Here is a 20,507-nt window from a genome sequence, read left to right as displayed (position 1 = left end):
CTACGCCTCACTTTCGGTGGAGAGATCCGGGCCGGTGGCCTCGGGAGCGATGGAACGAAGGGCGGCAACAATCCGAACCCGGTCTGCCGGGTCGGTGATGCGGAAGTAGCTGTCGACGCTGGTGGTCGCGGAAGCGGATGTCGCGGCGGGTGCAAATGAAGCGGATGCCGCTGCAGCAGATGTGGATGCAGCAGATGTGGATGCAGCGGGCGCCGTGTTCAACATCCAGCCGATCAGCAGGAGCCCGCCGGTTTCGACGGCGCGGTCGATAGCCCAGGTGGCTTCGGTCACACGCTCGATCGCTGAAACCGGGATGAACACCGAGTTTTCGCCGTTCGGAGCGACGATCGCACCGGCATCCGTCACCGTCAGTGTCGCGCGAGCACGGAAAGCGAGGCCGGGAATGGCCAGGCGTTCGAGTGGTGCGTCACGCGGGGTCGTGGCGACATAAAGAACCCCGGCCGACTCGAGCGGCGCACTCTCGGCGGGTGCCGGGTATCCGGCGGCGAGGCCGGCGTCACGGCGGGTTCGTCGTCGCCAGCTTCGCAGCATGAGCAGCAGTACTCCGAGGAGCACAATGACGACGATGACGGTGGGGAGAACCCTATCCACGGCTGAACTCCATTCCTCCGGCGAGGGCCGAGATCTCTGCGGCCTCGCGCAGCGCGCCATCCAGCACCGTGGCACAGCCGCGGTGGAACGTCGCGCGCACCTGCCCAGGCAGGGTCATCTGCAGGTAGGGCGAGTTGACGCCCTTGCCGGCGAGGTCTGAGGTGCCGAAGACGCGGCTGGCAGCGGGGTCGTAGAGCGTCAGCTCGGCAGGGGCACCGACTTCGAGCGCCTGCCCCTGACTGGAGAGGCCACCGATACGGGCTGGCGTGGCCGAGAGTACTCGGGCCACGTCAGCCCAGCCGAGCAGCCCGTTGGCCACCACAGAGGCGTGCACCACTGACAGCGCCGACTCGAGGCCGACCATGCCGTTGGCCGCGGCATCCCATTCGCAGTCCTTCGACTCGACCGGGTGCGGGGCGTGATCGGTGGCCACGATGTCGATGGTGCCGTCGGCCAGGGCCGCTCGCAATGCTTCGGTGTCTTCCCTGCGACGCAGCGGCGGGTTGACCTTGTAGCGGGCGTCGTAGCCGGTGATCAGTTCTTCGGTCAGCAGCAGGTGGTGCGGGGTGACCTCGGCGGTGACCTGGATGCCGCGGGCCTTGGCCCAGCGGATCACGTCGACGGAACCGGCGGTCGAGACGTGGCAGACGTGCAGACGCGAGCCGACGTGCTCGGCGAGCAAGACATCCCTGGCGATGATCGACTCTTCGGCGACGGCCGGCCAGCCGGTCAGGCCGAGTTCGGCCGAGACGACGCCCTCGTTCATCTGGGCGCCCTCGGTGAGGCGGGGTTCCTGGGCATGCTGGGCGATGACACCGCCGAATGCCTTGACGTATTCGAGCGCGCGGCGCATGAGCAGCGGGTCTGAGACGCAGAAGCCGTCATCGGAGAAGACCCGCACCTGGGCGCGGCTGGCGGCCATGGCACCGATCTCGGCGAGGTTCTTGCCGGCGAGTCCCACGGTGACGGCGCCGATGGGTTGCACGGTGACGTAGCCGGCCCGCTCGCCGAGGGCGAGAACCTGCTCGACCACCCCAGCGGTGTCTTGCACCGGGGAGGTGTTGGCCATGGCGAAGACGCTCGTGAAGCCGCCAACCGCTGCAGCCTGGCTGCCGGTGAGCACGGTTTCGCTCTGCTCGTAGCCGGGTTCGCGCAGGTGCGTGTGCAGGTCGACGAGGCCGGGCAGTGCCACGAGACCGTCGGCATCGATGACTGTGGCGCCGGCAGCGGAGAGGGCGGTGCCCATCTCGAGGATGCGCGTGTCGCCGAGCACCAGGTCAGACCTGGTGCCGTCGGGCAGGCGCGCCCCACGAATCAGGTAGCGTTCGCTTTGCTCAGTCGACATCTATGAATCCTCCCGATCGCCGGAAAGCAGCAAGTACAGTGCCGCCATCCGAACCGACACACCATTGGTTACCTGCTCAAGCACACTCGACTGGGCGGAATCCGCCGCTTTCGACGAGATTTCCAAGCCGCGATTCATTGGACCGGGGTGCATGACAATGCTATCCGCACGCAGCCGCGAGAAACGCGCGTCGTCCAGACCCCAGCTGCGGGAATACTCCCGGCTGTTCGGGAAAAACGCGGCGTTCATCCGTTCAGCTTGAATGCGCAACATCATGATCACGTCTGGTCCGGCGTCGACGGCGGCGTCGAGGTCGAAACCGACGGTGGCCGGCCAAGACGAGTGATCGGCCGGCACGAGCGTGGGCGGCGCGACGAAGGTGACCTCGGCGCCGAGGGTCGTGAGCAGCCAGAGATTCGAGCGGGCGACCCGGGAGTGCAAGATGTCACCGACGATGGTGACGCTCACGCCGTCGAGGTCTTTGCCGCGGGATGCCGCTCCGTGCAGGCGGCGACGGATGGTGAATGCGTCGAGAAATGCCTGGGTCGGGTGTTCGTGGGTGCCGTCGCCGGCATTGATGATTCCCGCGTCGATCCAGCCGCTCTCTGCCAGCACCTGGGGTGCGCCGGAGGCCTGGTGACGGATGACGACGCCGTCTGCACCCATCGCGGCGAGAGTCTGCGCCGTGTCCTTGAGGCTTTCACCTTTGGAGACGCTCGAACCCTTGGCGCTGAAGTTGATCACGTCGGCCGAGAGTCGTTTGGCTGCTGCCTCGAATGAGATGCGGGTGCGCGTCGAGTCTTCGAAGAAGAGGTTGACGACGGTCTTGCCGCGCAGGGTCGGGAGCTTCTTGACTTCGCGGTTGGCGACATCCGCCATGTCTTCTGCGATGTCGAGCAGGCCGATCGCTTCGGCACGGTCGATGCCCTTGGTGGAGAGCAGGTGCCTCATGCGTCGTCACGCCCCTTCGTGGTGGCCGAGGCGGACTCGGCGGTGTGTGATTCGACGGTGTGTGATTTTACGGTGGGTGATTCGCCGCGCGTGGATTCGATGCTCACGAACTCGTCGCCGTCGACCTCCGCCAGGTGCACGTTAATGCGCTCGTCGGTGGAACTCGGCAGGTTCTTGCCGACGAAGTCTGCGCGGATCGGGAGTTCACGGTGACCGCGGTCGACGAGCACGGCGAGGCGCACGGCGCGCGGGCGACCGTGATCGCCCAGGGCGTCGAGGGCGGCCCGGATGGTGCGGCCGGAGAAGAGCACGTCGTCGACCAGCACGACGGTCTTGCCGTCGATGCTGCCGGGAACCGAGGTGGGCGCCGGGGTGCGGGTCAGCGAGTGCGCGAGGTCGTCACGGTACATCGTGACGTCGAGCGAGCCGACTTGCACGTCGGTGGCGCTCGGTTCGATCCGGGCGATGGTTTCGGCGATCCGCTGAGCGAGAAGAACGCCGCGGGTCGGGATGCCGAGAATCACGAGATTGTCTGGGCCACGATTGGACTCCAGGATCTCATGGGAGATCCGAGTCAACGCTCGGGCAATATCAGCCTGCTGCAGCACGGTACGCGCCATCAACCGACTCCCTTCCCCGTCTCACAGGACGGCTCTTAAAGGTTGTCAACCTGTTCAGCATATCAGGGCGAAGCCGGTGGTCGTTGCGGTGGCCGGAGCACAGCCGAGCCGTGTCGGCCTAGGCTATCGCCATGAGCGAGCACTCCCCGAAGCGACTGATCATCATGCGGCACGCGAAGTCCGACTGGCCGGCCGGCGTTGCCGATTTCGACCGCCCCCTTCTCCCCCGCGGGCACGGCGAAGCAGCCCTGGCCGGCACCTGGCTTCGCAAACATGACCTCGTGCCCGACGTCATCCTCTGCTCCTCGGCGACACGCACTCAGCAGACCTGTGCAGGGGTGCTCTCCGAGTTGGGCGACGATGCGCCAGAGGCCGAGTTGCACGACGCGCTCTATGCGGCGTCCCCGCTCCGCATGCTTGCCGTGATCAACCATGCGCCAGATTCCGCGGGCTGCGTGCTGGTCATCGCCCACATGCCCGGCGTTCAGGAACTCGTCGACCATCTCGCCTCCGCAGACTCCGATGACGACGCACTCGACGAAGCCACCTCGCGCTATCCGACGAGTGCATTCACGGTGCTCGAACCACTGAAGCCGTGGGCAGAGCTAGACGGCCAGGATGCCCGCGTCATGCAGTTCGTCGTGCCGCGCGCTCGCTGAGCACAGCCGAACCGTCCTGAACCAACGTAGACCGGCAGGATCCTGCCGATTCGTGCCGATGTGAGGCTGACGCCCCACTCAACGGAACCGATTTCCCCATTTCCGGAAATATATTGCCGAAACTGCCTCACGGCCCGTTGCCGTTTGTCCCCGCCCGCCAGCCCGTCCCTCAGGTTCAGCCCTGGGCATCCGCATCGCTCCGGGAGACCTGCGCACCCCCACAGCTGTACGTAAGCGACACAACGGATGCCCGCGGGCCGCTTCGACCGCTGCGCCTCTCGTGCGCCCGACCGCGCGGCGCGGCCCCGTTGCCCACTACCCGCCGCCGTTCGCCCCCGCCAGCCCGTCCCTCAGGTTCAGCCCTGGGCATCCGCATCGCTCCAGGAGACCTGCGCACCCCCACAGCTGAACGTAAGCGACACAACGGATGCTCGCGGGACCGTCGCGTGCGGCGCGTGCTCGGCTGCCTGATTGCCGGAAGCGGAAGAGGGATTTGATTGATCCCGGCTGCGGTTGAGGACTTGAAACCCTGGCCAGGCTCAACCTGCGGCAGCGCCACATCCGAGTACGCGGCCGACGGCCGATCCCTCTCGTTGGATGGGTCGACCTACTGACCGGCGATCGGCTCGTGCTCGTGCTCGTGCTCGTGCTCGACAGCCGGGCCCGTCACACCGATTCGACCGCGTAAGAGCGCGACCGAGCTCCCAATCTCGCACCGATCGAATCCGGCCATCTCGTCGTGGCGTCACGTACCGCCCCTGACTACGGCGTTCCACCCGTGTCGATGTTTTCGGGTGCCTTCGCGTCCAACTCAACGGGCAGTTCGAGCGGGCGGCGCCTGAAGTAGGCGGCTCCCTTACGCCAGTAGATGATCATGGGCACGATCCCGAGGGCGAGGGCGCCCAGGCCGATGACAATCACGATGGTGTCGAGTGACGGGATCGAGACGAAGAAGATCCACACCATGAACAGGGCACCGAGCGCCGGCCAGAGTCCGATGAAAATGAAGTTCTTCACCGAGGTGAAGATCACCCTGCGGTAGGCGACGACCACCGCGATGCCGGCCAGAGCGTAGTAGAACGCGATTTGCAGGCCAATCGAGCTGATGGCGTTGCCGAGAATCTCGCCGACGCTGCCCAAGAAGTTCGAACCGATGAACAGCACGACTGAAACACCGGTGACCACCAGAGTCGCGAAGGCCGGAGTGCGCCACTTGGGGTGCGCGTGACCGAACGCGGCCGGAATGGTGTTGTCTCGGCCCATTGCGAACAGCGTGCGGGTGACCTGGATCAACGTCGTCTCCAACGTGGCGATCGTTGAAAGCATGACGGCGACGATCAGAATCTTGCCACCGATACCCGGCCAAATCGCTTCGCCGAGCACACCAAGCACGTTTCCACTGTTGTCCTCGATCGTCGCTGCCGGCAAAATCACCAGCGTCGCGACCGTGAAGATCTCGAACAGGAGAAAGACGATTATCACGCCGACGAGGCCGCCGATGCCCGACGCCTTCTTGCCGTTCTTCGTCTCCTCGTTGAGATTCGCCGCAACATCCCATCCCCAGTAGTAGAACGCCGCTACCAGCGCTGCCGCGACGAACGTTCCGACACCGCTGAAATGCCCGAAACCGAACCAATCCCACGAGAAGGCCGGGCCCGCTGTTGCCCCTGACATGGCGTGCACAATGGCGACAATCGCGAAGACCACCAGGATGGTGACCTCGATCGACGTCATGACCCACTGCGCGCGCGCCGTGATGCGCACACCGACAAGAACACAGGTCGCCATGACCAAGAACCAGACCGCACCGATCGCGGTCACCAGCGGCACGTTGTTCGTGTTCTCTGGACTGAACAGCGCGACGGTCATCACCCCCGCCGGCAGTGCACCGGCAACCATGAAGATCGTCGCCGAGACCACGAGGGCCCAGCCCGAGAGAAATCCGAGAATCGGATGCAGCGCACGGCCGACCCAGGAATACGCCGCGCCGGCGTTGACATCGGCACGACCGAGATAGGCGAATGCCCAGGCGATCCCGAGCATCGGCAGCGCGCACCACAGCAATGCGGCCGGGCTGGCGAGTCCGGCCACCGCCACCAAGGTGGCCGTCGTCGCTGCAATTGAATATGCCGGTGCGCTGCCCGCAACCGCCATCACGATCGATCCGGCGGCCGTCACCCCATCAGCCTGAAGTTGGTGCTCGGGTTCCGGCCGTGAATTGTTCGGCTTGGTGACATCGGTGTCGGCCATGATCGCCTCCTAGGGACGGGCCAGTGCGCGTTCACCGCGAACGCTAGCACCGGCGCAATCGCGCGACAACGGGCCGCGTTCGGCACCGATTGAGAATTTCAACAGAATCGCAAGCGACCGCACTTTTCGCCGGCGCGGTGGATGTCAAGTTCGGTGACGTGATGAGCCCGCGCCGTGATGAGCCCGCGCCGTGATGAGGCGCTGTTGAAGCATGCGAGACGGTCACGGCCTTTTGCTCGTAGACGGCGGCACTCGGCGCCTCGATCGTGACCGTTTGGCGCGAGACGAATCTTGATTCATGAATGATGACCGGTGTCCGTCATCGTCACCCGGAGGGCTGCCCTCTACTTGTTCTTGCCGTTGCCGTTGCCGTTGTTGCTTTTGCCGTTCCCGTTGTTCCCTTTGCCGTTCCCGTTGTTGCCGTTGTCTCCGGTGTCTTGGGGAGTCTCGGGGACGGTTGAATCGACGGTGCTCTCGGGGGCTTCGGGTTCCGGTTCCGGGGCAATCGTCTCGGGCACGGTGGTCTCGCGCAGGTCGGAGCGCACCTGGTCGATCGTCTGCTGGATGGCGGCGGCTCGTTCGGTGGAGATGTCGCCCGTGGTGGTGGCTTGATCCAGTTGACTCTGCAGGGAGTCGAGGGTGGCGAGTGCTCCGGTGGCATCGCCGACTGCGGCCTGGTTCGCTGCGGCAGCGACGGTGGACTGCATGAGATCGCTGGTGCCGGCGGTGATCCCTGGCGGGCTACCTGCGCATCCTCCGAGGCCGAGGGCGAGCGCAAGGGCTGTGGCCGTTGCGGCGAATCGTAGGCGCGTCATGGGGTGACTGCTTCCATCAGTTCCTGCATGTGCGTGTTGAGGGGGCTTTCCAGCGTTGGCAAGGTGGGAACGCCAGCGGGTGCTGATGCTCCGAGCGACCAGATCAGCAGACCGACGATGACGGCGACCACGACGAGAGTGACGACCACGACGGTCAACTGCCCCCGGCGCACCCTCGAGCGCGGACTGGAGCCGTCAGGAGCGACGGAGGGAGAGTCGGTGGCTGGTTGCTCGAGCCGCACCGTCGCCTGGGTCAGGTCACCCTCGAGAATCGTCACGGTCTGGCTGGTTGCCGCCTCAGCTGAAATGGGAATAGTGGTGCCCGCGGTGGCGAGCGGCGACCCGATCAGCTCGGTGGCGTCATCAACCGCCGGGTCGTTCAGATGCGTGGCCGCGACGACGACCTCGAGGGCGGTGGGCCGTTGTGCGGGGTCCCTGGTGGTCATCGCGGTCAACAATGACATCCACGCATCCCCGTGGGTGCCGGGGATGTCAGGGTCGCGGGTCAGCCGGGCGAGAGCCGCCTCGTGGATGCCCGTCTGCGGAAACGCGCGCGTCCCGGTGAGCGCTTCGACCAGAACCAGCCCGAGAGCATAGATATCTGAGGCGGGGGCCGGCTCCGCTCCCCGGACTTGCTCCGGGCTCAGATACGCCGCGGTTCCGATAAGGGTTCCCGGGGTTGTCAGGCGGGTGGAGTCGATCAGGTAGGCGATCCCGAAGTCAGCGAGTTTCGCCCGGTATTCCTGACCGGGAACGGGTGAGCGGCGAAGCAGCACGTTCGAGGGTTTGATGTCGCGGTGCACGACGCCGGCATCGTGCACGACGTGCAGCGCTTCCGCGAGGTCTCGTGCCATCGCCGCGACCTCCTCGGATGCCAGCGGCCCGTCTGAAATTCGCTCGCGGAGCGTGGGACCTTCGACATACTCCATCACGAGATAGTTCGGTTGGCCCTCCCCCGTCTGCGCTTCGAACAGGGTCACCAACGATGAATGGTTCAGCGCCGCAAGCAGTCGGGTCTCTGACGCGGTCCGTGCGGCGTCCGTGGCGGACTCGCGGAAGATCTTCACCGCGACCGTGCGGCCGAGGGACTCGTCGCGGGCACGGTAGACGACCCCCATCCCCCCTTCTCCGATGCGGGAGCCGAGGAGGTAGCGGCCATCGAGGAGTTCGCCGGTCGCCGGCGACCTCTCTGGCAACACTCCAGGGATAGTCAAGGCATTCAGACCAGCGGGTCGTTCGTGTCGCGCGTGCTGCGGGTGACCTGCTCGCCACTGGCCGGGTCAACCGCCGTGCGAGTCGTCGCCGTCGACTGGCGGCGACGCAGCACGAACATCAGGCTGATGAAGAACACGACGACTCCGGCGCCCATCAGGATGTAACCGATGAGAGCGAGGTTCACGACGCCGCCGAGATCAAGATTCACCGCGAAGGCGAGGATCGCTCCGACCACAAAGAGCGCGATGCCTGTTCCGATTCCCATGATTTCCTCTCCGGGGCGAGCAACTCACCTCCGTCGGCACGGGCGGGGCCGAAAATCGGCTGATGATCAGTACCAGGACGTGCCGTCCGCGAACATGTCTACCATAATTGAGTCAATAACGATTGAGTCAACATCGATGGGTGGCCGCCATGACCGACCTGAAGCGCCGGGTGGCGATCTTCGCCGCCCTCGCCGATCCGACCCGCCTCCAGATCATCGATCTGCTCACCCTGGGCGACCTCGCCCCCTCCGAGATCGAAATGCTGCTGAAGCTCAGATCAAACCTCGTCTCGCATCACCTGCGGGTGCTGGAGAATGCACAGATCGTGTCACGCACCCGATCCGAGTTCGACAAACGACGCACCTACATCGGCCTCCATGCCGAGATCTTTGCCTCACTCACCCCGGGAGACGTGGCCGTCCCGCACCGGGTCGTGTTCGTGTGTACCGCCAACTCTGCTCGATCCCAGCTGGCTGAGGCCATCTGGCGCGAATCGAGCACAATTCCCGTCGCCTCCGCCGGGATGCGCCCTGACGCGGCCGTGAACCCTGGAGCGATCGACGCAGCATCCCGACACGGGCTGACGATCAACCGCGAGAGTGGCCCGCAATCCGTCGGCGTTGTACTGACGGAACAGGACCTCGTCATCACTGTGTGTGATGGCGCCCATGAGCAGATGGACGGTCGGGACGACCTGCACTGGTCGATCCCAGACCCAGCCCCGATCGGGACACCCGAGGCATTCGAACGCACCATCTCAGCCATCACGCACCGCGTCCACGCCCTCACCATGCGTCTGAGACCCGTGCAGGCCGGATCATGAGCGACACCGAGACCGCTCACGTGGAGGAGAACGTCTCCTTCGTCAAGGTCTCGTGAGATCCCCAGCACGCTACCGCGCTGGGCGCCACATCGTGGTGACGACAGCACCGGTTTCGGCAACGAACTCGCCGCTCCGCTCAAATCCGACACTCGCATAGCGCGCGTCGTTCGCTGGATTCGATGATTCGAGATGAGCGGCCGCTCCGAGAGCATCGATGCGGGACAGATTCTCCCTGAGTAGATTCATGCCGAGTCCGCGCCCCCGATGGGCGTCATGGGTGGCAAGCAGGCTCAGATAGTAGTGGGGCTCCTCAGGCCGAACCGCGTCGAACTGCTCGGTGAGCCGCACAATTGCTGCGGCACCGGCCTCACCGACGAGGTCCATCAGAAACTCCTCGAAGCCAGCCGACTCCTCATCGGTGAGCTCGGTACTCCCCGGCGGCAGCCAGACGGCGGCCGACTCGACCTGATCGGTCACCACGGTCCATGGATAGCGCAGCGCCGACCCGGCCAGGAGCCTCCAGAGCGCCGTCATCTGTGCGGCGCGGCGTTCGGCTTCCGGAAACATCGGCGCCCACAGCGGATCCGTCAGGAACGCCGACGACACCGTCGACACGATTGCCTCGAGATCGCGCGGTGTGGCGACCCGCACTGGAGTGAATCCGTCGGACTTCTGCATCGCATCAGACTACGGCTCAGAGCTCCCGTTCGGCACGAACGAGGCCGACGAATCCGCGTCAGTCGACGCATCCGCGCTCACACGGATGCTCGCCACCAGACGACGAAAGCCGGGCGCTGAAACAGCACCCGGCTTTCGCTGATAATCGTCAGTGACGACCTCAGGTCACAGAACCTAGTTCTTGGTGACGAACTCTTCGAATGCCGCGGCATCGTTCACTGTTCCGGGGAAGACCGCACCGTTGACGAGCACCGTCGGGGTTCCTTCGATCGCCTTCAGATCAGAACCAGGAATCGGGCCGGCCAGAGCAGCATCGTTCACGCTCTGAATCCATGAGGTGTAGTCGCCGTTCGCCACGCAATCCGCGACGCTCATCGCACCGACGCTGACAGCGATCTCGTTGAGCTGATCGTTGGTCAGCCCCTCGGTGTTCTCCTTCGGCTGCTCGGCGAAGAGTGCGGTGAAGTAGGCCAGCGTCCTGGACTCGTCCTGGGCCGCGACACAGGTCAGGGCAGAGCCTGCTCGCGACGAGTAGTCGGTTCCCTGCGAAAGTCGGTTCAGAAAGTTCATCGGGTGCAGACGCAACGTGATGGCGCCGTCGTCGACCTGACCGGTCAGGAACTCGCCGTTCGTCTCATCGAACACACCGCAGATCGGGCACATCGGGTCGAAATACATGTCCACGATCTTCTCGCCGTTGCCGACCGTGAGGTATCCCTCGTCGAAGAATGCAGCGCCGAGGGCTCCGGTAGGGATCGGCGGCGGTGTCGCGGTCGATGCGCCGCTGCCGCCCGCGCCCGGCTCTGGTGCGCATCCGGCCACCCCCACGGTGACGAACGCGGTGATCGCCATCGCGGTCACCAGGGTGCTGAAGCGGCGGGTTGACTGTGTGCTGCGAACCATCAGGATGCTTTCGTCTGGAGTGAACCGGCCGCGTCGACCGCGTGAGTCGACGGCGCCGGGCCGAACCGGTTAGGCGGAGGGAGCCGTCTGAGCGATGCGCCCGAGTAGACCGTTGACAAAGCCGGCCGAGTCGTTGGTCGACAGGATCTTGGCGGCCTCGACGGCCTCATCGATCGCCACGGCGTGCGGGACAGCGTCGTTGAAGAGAATCTCCCAGATGCCGATGCGCAAGATCGCCCGGTCGATCATGGGCATGCGCGACAGCGTCCAACCCTGCGAGTAGGTCTCGATGAGTTCATCGATCTCTTCGCGGTGATCGACAACGCCATCGACGATCTCGCGGGCGTACAGCCACGATGCCTGACGATCCGGCTCGCTCGACGCACGCACTGCCTCAGCGGCGAGGGCATCCTCAATCGTGGTCTGACGAACGTCAGCAGAGTAGAGGATGTCGATGGCGCGCTTGCGCGCCTTCGTACGGGCGCTCACTAGTTGACGCGGCTCAGGTAGTCACCCGTGCGGGTGTCCACCTTGACCTTGGTACCGATGTCGAGGAACAGCGGAACCTGAATCTGGTAGCCGGTCTCAACGGTGGCAGGCTTGGTGCCACCGGTGGAACGGTCGCCCTGCAGGCCGGGCTCGGTGTAGGTGATCTCGAGAACGACGGATGCCGGCAACTCGACGTAGAGCGGGTTTCCGTCGTGCAGGGCGATGGTGACGGCCTGGTTCTCGAGCATGAAGTTCGCTGAGTCGCCGACGACGACGGCGGGAACGTGAAGCTGGTCGTAGTCAGAGACATCCATGAACACGTACGAGTCGCCATCGGCGTAGAGGTACTGGAAGTCGCGACGGTCGACGTTCTCGGTCTCGATCTTCGCACCGGCGTTGTAGGTACGGTCGACGGTCTTGCCGCTGACGACGTTCTTCAGCTTGGTGCGCACGAAAGCGCCACCCTTGCCCGGCTTGACGTGCTGGAATTCGATGACGGTCCAGAGCTGGCCGTCGATCTTCAGTACAACGCCATTTTTGATATCGGCGGTAGATGCCATGGAGGGATGATCCTTCGATTGGAAAGTGGTGGCCGGAGAGGGCCTCAAACGAGTGTAGTTGCCGCAGCCGCCTGAGCCAAAGAGAGCAGTTAGGGCTGGTGGGTCAAGAAGTTGAGCGCGAGACGGTAGGAATCGAAGCCGAATCCGGCGATCACACCCGTCGCGACGGCACTGACAACACTCGTGTGACGAAAGGTCTCGCGAGCGTGGGGGTTCGAAATGTGAACCTCCACCAGCGGCACGCCGGCCTTCGTGACCAGTGAAGCCGCATCCCGCAGTGCATAGCTGTAGTGCGTGAACGCAGCAGGGTTCAGGATGACGGGGCTCTGGGTGTCGACAGCCTCATACAGCCAGTGGATGAGCTCGGCTTCGTCGTCGCTCTGACGCAGGTCGATCGTGACATCGTCGCCCGCCTCGGCGGCCAGCATGACACGCAGGTCATCGAGGTTGGCTGAGCCATAGACATCCGGTTCACGGCTGCCGAGCCGGCCGAGGTTCGGGCCGTTCAGAACGAGAATTGTGCGCATCTTCCCAGCCTAGAGCAGAGCGGATGCCGGCTCACGGGGTTCACGGCACGCCCAGAACACGCTCCTCACGCACCAACCGAGGTATCAGCCGGCTGACGAGCTCTGAGCCGCCCAGTGCTACTCCTTCAGATCCAGCATCGGTATCGCGCGCCGGAATCCCCTGGTCAGCCAGGCGAGATAGATGATCCCCACACTCAGCCAGATCAGGCCCACCAGCAGGGTTCGGGGTGAGAGGCTTGTCCAGAGCCAGAGCGTCAACACCATGCCGATCGCCGGAACGACCAGATAGTTGAGCAGATCCGAACCCGCGCGTCGCTTCTCGCCGATGAAGTAGTGCTTGATCACCGACTGGTTCACCGCCGAGAACGCGATCAGCGCCCCGAAGCTGATCATCTCGGCCAGCAGACCGAGATCGATCACCAGAGCGAGCAACGACACGACCGACACCGCGAGGATCGACAGCACGGGCGTTCCGAATCGTTTATTGATGCGCCCGAAGAACCGCGTCGGGAGCACTCCGTCGCGCCCCATTGCGAAGAGGATGCGCGAGACAGAGGCCTGGGACGCGAGAGCGGAACCCGTTGCGCCGGCCACGTAGGCCGCAGTGAAGAACACGGTGAGAAACTGGCCACCGGCGAGTGCCATCACGTCGAGCGGCGCGGAGTCGACATCCGTGAAGATCTGACTCGGCAGCACCAGATAGCCGATGTAGGAGAGGCCGACAAAGATCACGCCGGCCAGCAGCGTGATGATCATGATCGCCTTCGGCAGGTTCTTTCGCGGCTCCCGCGTCTCTTCGGCCAGCGTTGAGACCGAGTCGAAGCCGAGGAACGAGAGGCAGAGCACTGCGGCACCGGCGAAGAGTGTCGTGATGCCGCCGTTCTCCCCCGTTCCGGTGAACGGCGCGGTCAGGTCGACGCTGGCGCCCTGACCGATCACGCCGATCGCCATCGCCACGAACACGACAATGAAGATCGCCTGCACGGCGATGATCAGCACGTTGGCACGGGCGACCGAGACGATGCCGATCACGTTCAGCACCGTCACCAGGGCGATCGCCGCGAGCACGAAGGTCCACGACGGCATCGCCGGGAACGCCGCGTTCAGGTAGATCCCGATCACGAGGTAGTTGATCATCGGGAGGAAGAGATAGTCGAGCATCAATGCCCAGCCGGCGAGAAAGCCGATGCCGGGGCCGAAGCTGCGCTGCGTATAGGTGTAGGCGGAGCCGGCGAACGGAAAGGCCTTCGACATCAAGCCGTAGGAGCGCGCAGTGAACACCATCGCGATCAACGTCACGATGTAGGCCAGCGGCAGCCGCCCGCCGGTGAGCTGGGTGACGATGCCGTAGGTGGTGAACACCGTCAGCGGCACCATGTAAACGAGGCCGAAGAGCACGAGCGACGGCACGCCGAGCACGCGGCGCAGCTGTCCCTCCCCTGCAGCGGTGCCCGGCGGAGTGACAGTCAGTGATTCAGGAGTGACAGACATTGTGGATCCTTTCTCAAGGCGCGCGGTACGTCGGTGTACCGGCGAGATAGGTGGCACGGATGCCGATGGCCGGCACGGATGCCGCGGCAACGGTTCGGGGGTCGTTCTCCAGCCAGACGAGATCGGCGCTGGCGCCGACTTCGATCTGCCCCCAGGCGGTATCGTTTCGACCGGCGAACGCCTGCGTCGCGACGCCGCTCGAATACGCCGCAAGCGCGGTCTCGATGCTCAGCGTCTCACTCGGAATCCAGCCGCCGGCCGGCTCCCCCTCCCCTGTCGTGCGGGAGACGGCGACGGCGATCCCCTCAAGCGGAGCAGCCGACGACACCGGCCAGTCGGACCCGAAGGCGAGGGGAGCTCCGAGCCCCTCGAGCGTGCGCATCGCATACTGCCGCGCAGACCGTTCCTGCCCCAGGCGGGGCAGCGTGAGCTTGGTCATCAGGTCGTCGAGCTGCGCCCAGAGCGGCTGCATGGTGGCAATCACGCCGAGCCGGGCGAAGCGTTCCAGATCGTCGCCGGTGGCGAGCTGCACGTGCGCGATCACCGCGCGGCGATCGGCCGGGCCATTCACGCGGTCGGCGTGTTCGATGGCGTCGAGAGCGCAGCGCACCGCCGCATCACCGATCGCGTGAATGTGGGCCTGGAAGCCTGCGGCATCCACCGCGGTGACCGCCTCGGCGAGCTTCTCGGGTGTCCACACGAGCATCCCGTGATCGTGCAGCCCGGTGCAGTACGGCTCGAGGAGCGCACCGGTCTCGTTCTCGACCACACCGTCGGCGAAGAATTTCACGCTGTGGGCGGTGAGGAGCGGGTGCCCGAGTTCTTCGACCCGCCGCCGTGCCTCAAGCATGCCAGGCAAGGAATCCGGAAAATGCCGGGGGTCAGCGAGGAGCGCCAGGTTGATTCGAGTCGACAGCTCGCCGCGGGCCGCGGCTTCCAGGTAGGTGTCGACGTCGGCCGGCTCGACCCAGGCATCCTGAACCCAGGTCACGCCGAGGCGCGCGTAATGCGCTGTCGCCCGGCCCAGCGCGTCGACACGGTCGTCGAGGCTGTATGCAGGGCACACCGCAGTGACCAGGTCGATGGCACCCCATTCACGCAGGGTGCCGAGCGGGCTACCGTCGGCCCGCCGGGGAATCTCCCCGAGAACCGGCTCGGGCGTCGCCGCCTCGATTCCCGCGAGTTCCAACGCCTTTGAGTTGACCCAGACGGTGTGATAGTCCCACGCCCGCAGCATCACCGGGCGGTCGGGCACTGCCTCGTCGAGCCAGCGCGCGTCGAAGAGGCCGTTCGGAGCGAGGCTGCCGTCGTACGACGCCCCGACAATCCACTCTGCCTCGGGGTGGGCAGCTGCGTAGCGGCGCACCTCGGCGACGATCTCGTCGATACTGCGGCAGGCGCGCACGGCCGGACCGCAGTCTTCGAGTCCGCCGAGAAGCGGATGCGCATGGCCGTCTCCGAACGACGGCATCAGAAAACCGCCGTCGAGGTCGACGATCTCCACCGACCCTGCGGTAGCCGCTGCCTCACTCAGCTCGAGCGCCTCGGTGCCGACCGCGGCGATTTGGCCGTCCACCACCAGCAGCGACGCTTCATCGGAGTGCTCGGAACCCAGCCAGACGGTTCCATTGACAAAGAGTTGCTGTCGGCCGGTTTCGCTCACGCGGGTGCCCTCCATTGGGTGCTGTGGACCTGGGTATGTGTGGTGCGGTGCAATGCGCCGGTGGTGGGGCACCGTCTTGGACGCCTCGCGGCATCCCTCGCGTTTACGAACGAACGTCGTTCGTATGAGTAGAGTACGGTGCACAACGCCATCTGAACAGAGGCAAATTGAAAGGTGCATCGTGAACCTCACCAGCAGACAAATTGCACTTGCCGCTCTCGATCTCGCCGAGAAGCACGGCAGTGATGCACTCACGATGAAGCGCCTCGCGACAAAGCTTGGTCGCCAACCGTCGTCGCTCTACAACCACATCGATGGGCGTGAAGACCTGATCGAGCGGATGCGCGCTCTCATCGTCGAGGACATCGACACATCGAGTTTTGCGCAGCTGCCCTGGCACGAGGCGCTCATCGTGTGGGCGCGGTCGTATCTGGCCGCGTTCGCGGCGCGACCCAACTGCATCCGCCTGCTGGCGACGACGCCGATCACCGATCCCTCGACCCTACGCATGTACGACACGGTCGTGACCGCCCTCATCGACGCCGGCTGGGCCGACGGCGACGCCGTCGCCGTGATGCGCACGGTTGAGGCGCACGTGCTGGGCTCGGCGCTCGATGCGGTCGCTCCGAGCACGCTTCTCGCTGCCGACACCGTGCCGGCCGAACTCGAGACACTGCGCCGGGCGCTCGCACCCGAGTACGCGTCAACGTCGAGCGCGGCGGCAGCCTTCACGCTCGGCATCGCCGCACTGATCGCCGGGTTGCAAACGGTGCGCTCGGCCGAGGCAACTCCTCCCCAGTGAGGCTGCGCTCAGGGGGCGGCCTACGCTTTGCGCCGCCCGCGCTCCTTCACCCTCGTGGTCGCACCGGGCGCGCCATCCGCTGCCCCATCGGTGACTGGCGTGACCTCACCGAGCGCCGGACGTCGGCCTCGCAAAAGCCACACCCCGACCAACACCCACCAGACCGCAAAAATCACCCAGGCAGCCCCCGCGATGAAGATGCCGGCCCCGAGCACGAGCAACTGGACGATATGGAGGGGCGGCAGCATGAATCCCAGCACACCGAGGGGCAGCCCGATCACCAGGCAGACGCCGATCAGCCAACCGATCGTGCTCACCGAGGCTGGAAAGAGGTTTTGGAGCCGCATCCGGCGATTGAGCCAGATCATCCAGACGCCTTCCAGAAACAGCACGGCGATCGTGACGGCGGTGGACACGGCGTAGCCGACCACGTGCGTCACCAACAGAATCGCGGAGCCCGCCCCGACCACCAGGAGCACGGCAAGCACGGGCGCGAAGACCCGCGCACCTCGCGACGGTCCGGCGAGGTGGCTCAGATACAGCACCAGCGCCGCCGTCAGCGCGTTGGCGACAGCCGTGAGCGTCTCATAGGCGGCACCGTAGCGGTAGGGCCCGTTGTACGGCACCTCCGTGGCGAACATGAGCAGGAGCATGACGCTCGCAACGATTCCCAGAACGGCGACAGCGAATGCCACCCACGCCATCTGCGCATCTCGCATCACGTTTGGCATTGTCGCTCCTGGTGTGACCCCCGCTGTAGCGGCGACGGCCTGTCGCCTGAAACTGAACTGTGATCGCACTCAATCCCCGTGCGTTCCCTCTCGACGATACGCCAATCGGATCCACAGACGGCTCGACGCCCCCCTCGCGAAGGGTCGCAGATCGCCCCATGAACCGCCCTGAAGGGGCGATCTGCGACCTCTCGCGGCGGCAATCAGGGGCGAAGGTGCACGCGACATGTCAATCCGCCGGGAGTAGTGTGTCGCGCTGGAGCGGTTAGGAGCCGATTGCCTGGTAGGCGGCGAACAGCAGCGAGGTGTCAGGACCTTCGAGAACGGTCGGCTTGCCGACGTCGTCGAGCACGATGAAGCGCAACATTCCACTGCGGGTCTTCTTGTCGCGCTGCATCGTGGCGAGCAAAGTCTTCCAGCGGCCCACCGGGTAGGTCGTCGGCAACGTCAACGACTCAAGGATGCGTCGGTGCCGGTCGACAACCTCGACGGGGAGGCGCCCGCTAAGGCTGGCCAGCTCTGCCGCGAACATCATTCCCACCGCGACAGCGGCGCCGTGACGCCAGCCGTATCGCTCAGCGTGCTCGACGGCGTGCCCCAGGGTGTGGCCGTAGTTCAAGATTTCGCGCAGGCCGGCCTCCTTGAAGTCCTCCCCCACGACGCGCGCCTTCATGGCGATCGAGAGTTCGAGAACCCGGCGGAATTCAGGAGTCGTCGGATCCGTGGCGACGGCGACATCCGCTTCGATGATGTCGAGAATCTCGGGAACTTGAATGAATCCGGCCTTTACGATCTCGGCGAAGCCGGCGAGGATCTCGTTGCGGGGCAGGTCGTCCAGCGTGTCGAGGTCGCAGATGACCGCGGTCGGTGCGTAGAAGGTGCCGACGAGGTTCTTTCCCTCGGCGGTGTTGATGCCGTTCTTGCCGCCGACGGCCGCGTCGACCATGCCAAGCACGCTCGTCGGTACCTGAACGACCGTGACGCCGCGCAGCCAGGTGGCTGCGACGAAGCCGGCGAGGTCGGTGACGGCGCCGCCGCCGAAGCCGATGACCGCATCGGTGCGACTGAAGTCAGACTGACCCATCACACCCCAGCAGAACGCGGCAACCTCGACGCGTTTGGCCGCTTCGCCGTCTGGCACTTCAGCGATCAGCACCTCGTAGTTCTCGAGCAGGCTCTCGCGCAGTGCGACGGCGCGGGCACCGACCGTCGAGGTGTGAACGATGAGCACCTTGCGCACCGCAGAGCCGAGGTGGGCGGCAATCTGGTCGCCCAGGCCGCGTCCGACGATGACGGGATAGCTGTCGATACCGCTGACAGTGATCGTTGTCACGTCGGTCGGCTCTGGGGCGGATGCAGCGTGGTTCAATTCAGTCGATTCAGTCATGATCTCTCTTTTGCCCAGGTCACAATCTCGGCGGCAATCTGCTCGATCGGCCGATTCGAGGTGTCGATGTGGATGCTTGCCAATGCCTCATAGGTGGGGCGCCGCTCATCGAAAATGCGTTGCCAGTCGGCGACGCCGTTCTGCAGCAGCGGACGCTTCGAGCCGGTGATGCGGCTGGCCACTGCCTCAGAGGTCGCGCTCAAGAACACGACAGTGCAGGCGAGGAGATCGGCCTGGGTGGCCGGGTCGAGCACGGCCCCACCGCCAAGCGACACCACTCCCGCAGTTTCGAGCGCGTCGACAACGGCGGCACGCTCCAACTCACGAAAGCGTTGCTCGCCGTCAACGGCAAAAATGTCTTTGATCGGTCCGTGCACGGCAACGACCCGCTTGTCGGTGTCGACGAACGGCACACCGAGAGCCGCAGCGACACGTTTGCCGATGCGGGTCTTGCCTGCGGCCATCGGCCCGATGAACACCATCGGGAACGGCGTGCGGTCAGACGTGCTCATTAGAGCGAGGCGTCACTCGACGCGCCCGTCTGCACGTTCGCGGGAATGTTGGCCAGGTACGCCTCGAGATTGCGGCGGGTTTCAGCAACCGAATCGCCCCCGAACTTCTCGAGCACCGAGTTGGCGAGCACCAGGGCAACCATCGCCTCGGCAACAACGCCGGCGGCCGGGACAGCGCACACATCAGAACGCTGGTGGTGAGCGGATGCCGCCTCCCCCGTCGCGATGTCAACGGTGCGCAGCGCGTGAGGGATCGTCGCGATCGGCTTCATTCCAGCGCGCACGCGCAACACTGTGCCGGTGCTCATTCCGCCCTCAGTGCCACCCGCACGATCGCCGGCCCGCTGAATCGCGCCATCGGCGTGAACCAACTCATCGTGGGCAACCGAGCCGCGACGCGTCGTCGTCAAGAAGCCGTCGCCGACCTCGACACCCTTGATCGCCTGGATGCCCATGAGGGCAGCCGCCAGCTGGGAGTCGAGTCGACGGTCCCAGTGCACGAAGGAGCCGAGTCCGGGTGGAAGGTTGTAGGCGAGCACCTCGACGACGCCACCGAGGGTGTCCCCGTCTTTGTGAGCGGCGTCGACCTCGGCGACCATCAGAGCCGAGGTGGCCGGGTCGAAGCAGCGCAGCGGATCGGCGTCGAGTGTGTCGACATCCGACGAAACCGGCAGCGGTGCGTCTTCTGGCACCCGAACCGGACCGATTGAGAGCGTGTGGCTGACGAGCGTGATGCCGAGCTCGTCGAGGAAGCCGCGAGCCACTGCACCGAGGGCGACGCGAGCCGCGGTCTCACGGGCGCTCGCGCGCTCGAGCACCGGGCGGGCATCCTGAAAACCGTACTTCTGCATGCCGACGAGATCGGCGTGGCCGGGCCGCGGCCGGGTGAGTGCTGCGCCGCGTCCGCGGGCGAGTTTCGCCGGGTCGACGGGCTCTGCACTCATCACCTCAACCCATTTGGGCCATTCGCTGTTGCCGATGCGCAGGGCGACGGGGCCGCCGAGAGTGAGGCCGTGGCGAACGCCACCGGAGATGTCGAGCACATCCTCCTCAAACTTCATGCGGGCACCCCGGCCGTAGCCGAGTTTGCGGCGCGCAAGATCGAGACGGATGGATTCCAAAGTGACCGGGACTCCGGCGGGCAAACCCTCGACAATAGCGATGAGTTCGGGACCGTGGGATTCTCCGGCAGTGAGCCAACGAAGCAT

22 protein-coding genes are annotated in these 20,507 nt (G+C 65.3%); 3 read left to right on the top strand and 19 right to left on the bottom strand.

Going from position 1 to position 20,507, the window contains the following annotated elements:
* From ABD791_RS03935 to pyrR, 4 genes are read right to left on the bottom strand one after another with little or no spacing between them, the layout of a single operon-like run.
* Positions 1-612 carry a PH-like domain-containing protein gene (locus tag ABD791_RS03935; RefSeq protein ID WP_345062479.1) on the bottom strand — a complete coding sequence of 204 codons (612 nt, stop codon included), beginning with the start codon at positions 610-612 and terminating at the stop codon, positions 1-3.
* Entirely contained in the window at positions 605-1,957 is a 1,353-nt protein-coding gene (locus ABD791_RS03930; protein WP_345062477.1) for a dihydroorotase, read from the bottom strand. The genes ABD791_RS03935 and ABD791_RS03930 overlap by 8 nt, the downstream gene beginning before the upstream one ends.
* The gene (locus ABD791_RS03925) at positions 1,958-2,908 is read right to left on the bottom strand and encodes an aspartate carbamoyltransferase catalytic subunit (protein WP_345062476.1); all 951 of its coding nucleotides are present in this window, start codon (positions 2,906-2,908) and stop codon (positions 1,958-1,960) included. It lies immediately after the preceding gene.
* Positions 2,905-3,531: a bifunctional pyr operon transcriptional regulator/uracil phosphoribosyltransferase PyrR gene (gene pyrR, locus ABD791_RS03920; protein WP_345062474.1), complete on the bottom strand. Its 627-nt coding sequence runs from the start codon at positions 3,529-3,531 to the stop codon at positions 2,905-2,907. The genes ABD791_RS03925 and pyrR overlap by 4 nt, the downstream gene beginning before the upstream one ends.
* A gap of 128 nt (positions 3,532-3,659) precedes the next feature.
* On the opposite strand from pyrR, the gene ABD791_RS03915 reads away from it, so the two are divergent.
* Positions 3,660-4,187, top strand: a complete 528-nt coding sequence (locus tag ABD791_RS03915) for a SixA phosphatase family protein (protein ID WP_345062472.1) — start codon at positions 3,660-3,662, stop codon at positions 4,185-4,187.
* 762 nt (positions 4,188-4,949) lie between these two features.
* On the opposite strand, the gene ABD791_RS03910 is transcribed toward ABD791_RS03915, so the two are convergent.
* The 4 genes from ABD791_RS03910 to ABD791_RS03895 all read right to left on the bottom strand — a co-directional run bounded on the left by ABD791_RS03910 (position 4,950) and on the right by ABD791_RS03895 (position 8,732).
* Positions 4,950-6,437 (bottom strand): APC family permease, encoded by a 1,488-nt coding sequence (locus tag ABD791_RS03910; protein ID WP_345062470.1) that lies wholly within the window; start codon positions 6,435-6,437, stop codon positions 4,950-4,952.
* Between the two features lie 344 nt (positions 6,438-6,781).
* On the bottom strand, positions 6,782-7,252 hold the full coding sequence (locus ABD791_RS03905) for a hypothetical protein (RefSeq protein WP_345062468.1): 471 nt from the start codon (positions 7,250-7,252) through the stop codon (positions 6,782-6,784).
* A complete protein-coding gene (locus tag ABD791_RS03900; protein ID WP_345062466.1) occupies positions 7,249-8,466 on the bottom strand; it encodes a serine/threonine-protein kinase in 1,218 nt (405 codons plus the stop codon). Before ABD791_RS03900 ends, ABD791_RS03905 begins: the two co-directional genes overlap by 4 nt.
* A gap of 5 nt (positions 8,467-8,471) precedes the next feature.
* Complete coding sequence (locus ABD791_RS03895) at positions 8,472-8,732, bottom strand: DUF6458 family protein (protein WP_345062464.1); 261 nt, start codon at positions 8,730-8,732, stop codon at positions 8,472-8,474.
* 149 nt (positions 8,733-8,881) lie between these two features.
* Between ABD791_RS03895 and ABD791_RS03890 the strand changes: the two genes are divergently transcribed.
* Complete coding sequence (locus ABD791_RS03890) at positions 8,882-9,556, top strand: metalloregulator ArsR/SmtB family transcription factor (RefSeq protein WP_345062462.1); 675 nt, start codon at positions 8,882-8,884, stop codon at positions 9,554-9,556.
* A 69-nt stretch (positions 9,557-9,625) separates the two neighbouring features.
* Here the strand turns inward: ABD791_RS03890 and ABD791_RS03885 are convergent, their stop codons facing one another.
* The 7 genes from ABD791_RS03885 to ABD791_RS03855 form a co-directional block, all read right to left on the bottom strand.
* A complete protein-coding gene (locus ABD791_RS03885; protein ID WP_345062460.1) occupies positions 9,626-10,234 on the bottom strand; it encodes a GNAT family N-acetyltransferase in 609 nt (202 codons plus the stop codon).
* A 174-nt stretch (positions 10,235-10,408) separates the two neighbouring features.
* Positions 10,409-11,137, bottom strand: coding sequence for a DsbA family protein (locus tag ABD791_RS03880; protein ID WP_345062458.1), 729 nt, complete (start codon positions 11,135-11,137; stop codon positions 10,409-10,411).
* Between the two features lie 69 nt (positions 11,138-11,206).
* Positions 11,207-11,626, bottom strand: a complete 420-nt coding sequence (gene nusB / locus ABD791_RS03875) for a transcription antitermination factor NusB (RefSeq protein ID WP_345062456.1) — start codon at positions 11,624-11,626, stop codon at positions 11,207-11,209.
* Positions 11,626-12,186, bottom strand: coding sequence for an elongation factor P (gene efp / locus ABD791_RS03870; RefSeq protein WP_345062454.1), 561 nt, complete (start codon positions 12,184-12,186; stop codon positions 11,626-11,628). The genes nusB and efp overlap by 1 nt, the downstream gene beginning before the upstream one ends.
* 89 nt (positions 12,187-12,275) lie before the next feature.
* A complete protein-coding gene (gene aroQ / locus ABD791_RS03865) occupies positions 12,276-12,713 on the bottom strand; it encodes a type II 3-dehydroquinate dehydratase (protein ID WP_345062452.1) in 438 nt (145 codons plus the stop codon).
* Between the two features lie 117 nt (positions 12,714-12,830).
* Entirely contained in the window at positions 12,831-14,204 is a 1,374-nt protein-coding gene (locus ABD791_RS03860; protein WP_345062450.1) for an APC family permease, read from the bottom strand.
* A gap of 13 nt (positions 14,205-14,217) precedes the next feature.
* The gene (locus ABD791_RS03855; RefSeq protein ID WP_345062448.1) at positions 14,218-15,867 is read right to left on the bottom strand and encodes an amidohydrolase; all 1,650 of its coding nucleotides are present in this window, start codon (positions 15,865-15,867) and stop codon (positions 14,218-14,220) included.
* Positions 15,868-16,048: 181 nt separating this feature from the next.
* Here ABD791_RS03855 and ABD791_RS03850 point away from each other — a divergent pair, with 181 nt between their 5' ends.
* Positions 16,049-16,669 (top strand): TetR/AcrR family transcriptional regulator, encoded by a 621-nt coding sequence (locus tag ABD791_RS03850; protein ID WP_345062446.1) that lies wholly within the window; start codon positions 16,049-16,051, stop codon positions 16,667-16,669.
* A 20-nt stretch (positions 16,670-16,689) separates the two neighbouring features.
* On the opposite strand, the gene ABD791_RS03845 is transcribed toward ABD791_RS03850, so the two are convergent.
* From ABD791_RS03845 to aroC, 4 genes are all read right to left on the bottom strand, one after another.
* Positions 16,690-17,400 carry a hypothetical protein gene (locus tag ABD791_RS03845; RefSeq protein WP_345062444.1) on the bottom strand — a complete coding sequence of 237 codons (711 nt, stop codon included), beginning with the start codon at positions 17,398-17,400 and terminating at the stop codon, positions 16,690-16,692.
* Positions 17,401-17,665: 265 nt separating this feature from the next.
* Positions 17,666-18,787, bottom strand: a complete 1,122-nt coding sequence (aroB, locus tag ABD791_RS03840) for a 3-dehydroquinate synthase (protein WP_345062442.1) — start codon at positions 18,785-18,787, stop codon at positions 17,666-17,668.
* The gene (locus ABD791_RS03835) at positions 18,784-19,299 is read right to left on the bottom strand and encodes a shikimate kinase (protein WP_345062440.1); all 516 of its coding nucleotides are present in this window, start codon (positions 19,297-19,299) and stop codon (positions 18,784-18,786) included. The genes aroB and ABD791_RS03835 overlap by 4 nt, the downstream gene beginning before the upstream one ends.
* Positions 19,299-20,507, bottom strand: coding sequence for a chorismate synthase (aroC, locus tag ABD791_RS03830; protein ID WP_345062438.1), 1,209 nt, complete (start codon positions 20,505-20,507; stop codon positions 19,299-19,301). Before aroC ends, ABD791_RS03835 begins: the two co-directional genes overlap by 1 nt.

It is taken from the genome of Glaciibacter kafniensis (assembly GCF_039538945.1).
GTDB lineage: Bacteria > Actinomycetota > Actinomycetes > Actinomycetales > Microbacteriaceae > Cryobacterium > Cryobacterium kafniensis.
Note: the sequence above shows the minus strand (reverse complement) of the source record. Positions and strands in the feature narration are given on the sequence as shown.

What these genes read in the sequence shown, in the direction of transcription:
- ABD791_RS03930 (WP_345062477.1), bottom strand. Translation starts at nt 1,957, where the DNA reads ATGTCGACTGAGCAAAGCGAACGCTACCTGATTCGTGGGGCGCGCCTG.
- ABD791_RS03925 (WP_345062476.1), bottom strand. Translation starts at nt 2,908, where the DNA reads ATGAGGCACCTGCTCTCCACCAAGGGCATCGACCGTGCCGAAGCGATC.
- ABD791_RS03915 (WP_345062472.1), top strand. Translation starts at nt 3,660, where the DNA reads ATGAGCGAGCACTCCCCGAAGCGACTGATCATCATGCGGCACGCGAAG.
- ABD791_RS03910 (WP_345062470.1), bottom strand. Translation starts at nt 6,437, where the DNA reads ATGGCCGACACCGATGTCACCAAGCCGAACAATTCACGGCCGGAACCC.
- ABD791_RS03905 (WP_345062468.1), bottom strand. Translation starts at nt 7,252, where the DNA reads ATGACGCGCCTACGATTCGCCGCAACGGCCACAGCCCTTGCGCTCGCC.
- ABD791_RS03895 (WP_345062464.1), bottom strand. Translation starts at nt 8,732, where the DNA reads ATGGGAATCGGAACAGGCATCGCGCTCTTTGTGGTCGGAGCGATCCTC.
- ABD791_RS03890 (WP_345062462.1), top strand. Translation starts at nt 8,882, where the DNA reads ATGACCGACCTGAAGCGCCGGGTGGCGATCTTCGCCGCCCTCGCCGAT.
- ABD791_RS03885 (WP_345062460.1), bottom strand. Translation starts at nt 10,234, where the DNA reads ATGCAGAAGTCCGACGGATTCACTCCAGTGCGGGTCGCCACACCGCGC.
- ABD791_RS03880 (WP_345062458.1), bottom strand. Translation starts at nt 11,137, where the DNA reads ATGGTTCGCAGCACACAGTCAACCCGCCGCTTCAGCACCCTGGTGACC.
- efp (WP_345062454.1), bottom strand. Translation starts at nt 12,186, where the DNA reads ATGGCATCTACCGCCGATATCAAAAATGGCGTTGTACTGAAGATCGAC.
- aroQ (WP_345062452.1), bottom strand. Translation starts at nt 12,713, where the DNA reads ATGCGCACAATTCTCGTTCTGAACGGCCCGAACCTCGGCCGGCTCGGC.
- ABD791_RS03860 (WP_345062450.1), bottom strand. Translation starts at nt 14,204, where the DNA reads ATGTCTGTCACTCCTGAATCACTGACTGTCACTCCGCCGGGCACCGCT.
- ABD791_RS03845 (WP_345062444.1), bottom strand. Translation starts at nt 17,400, where the DNA reads ATGCCAAACGTGATGCGAGATGCGCAGATGGCGTGGGTGGCATTCGCT.
- aroB (WP_345062442.1), bottom strand. Translation starts at nt 18,787, where the DNA reads ATGACTGAATCGACTGAATTGAACCACGCTGCATCCGCCCCAGAGCCG.
- ABD791_RS03835 (WP_345062440.1), bottom strand. Translation starts at nt 19,299, where the DNA reads ATGAGCACGTCTGACCGCACGCCGTTCCCGATGGTGTTCATCGGGCCG.
- aroC (WP_345062438.1), bottom strand. Translation starts at nt 20,507, where the DNA reads ATGCTTCGTTGGCTCACTGCCGGAGAATCCCACGGTCCCGAACTCATC.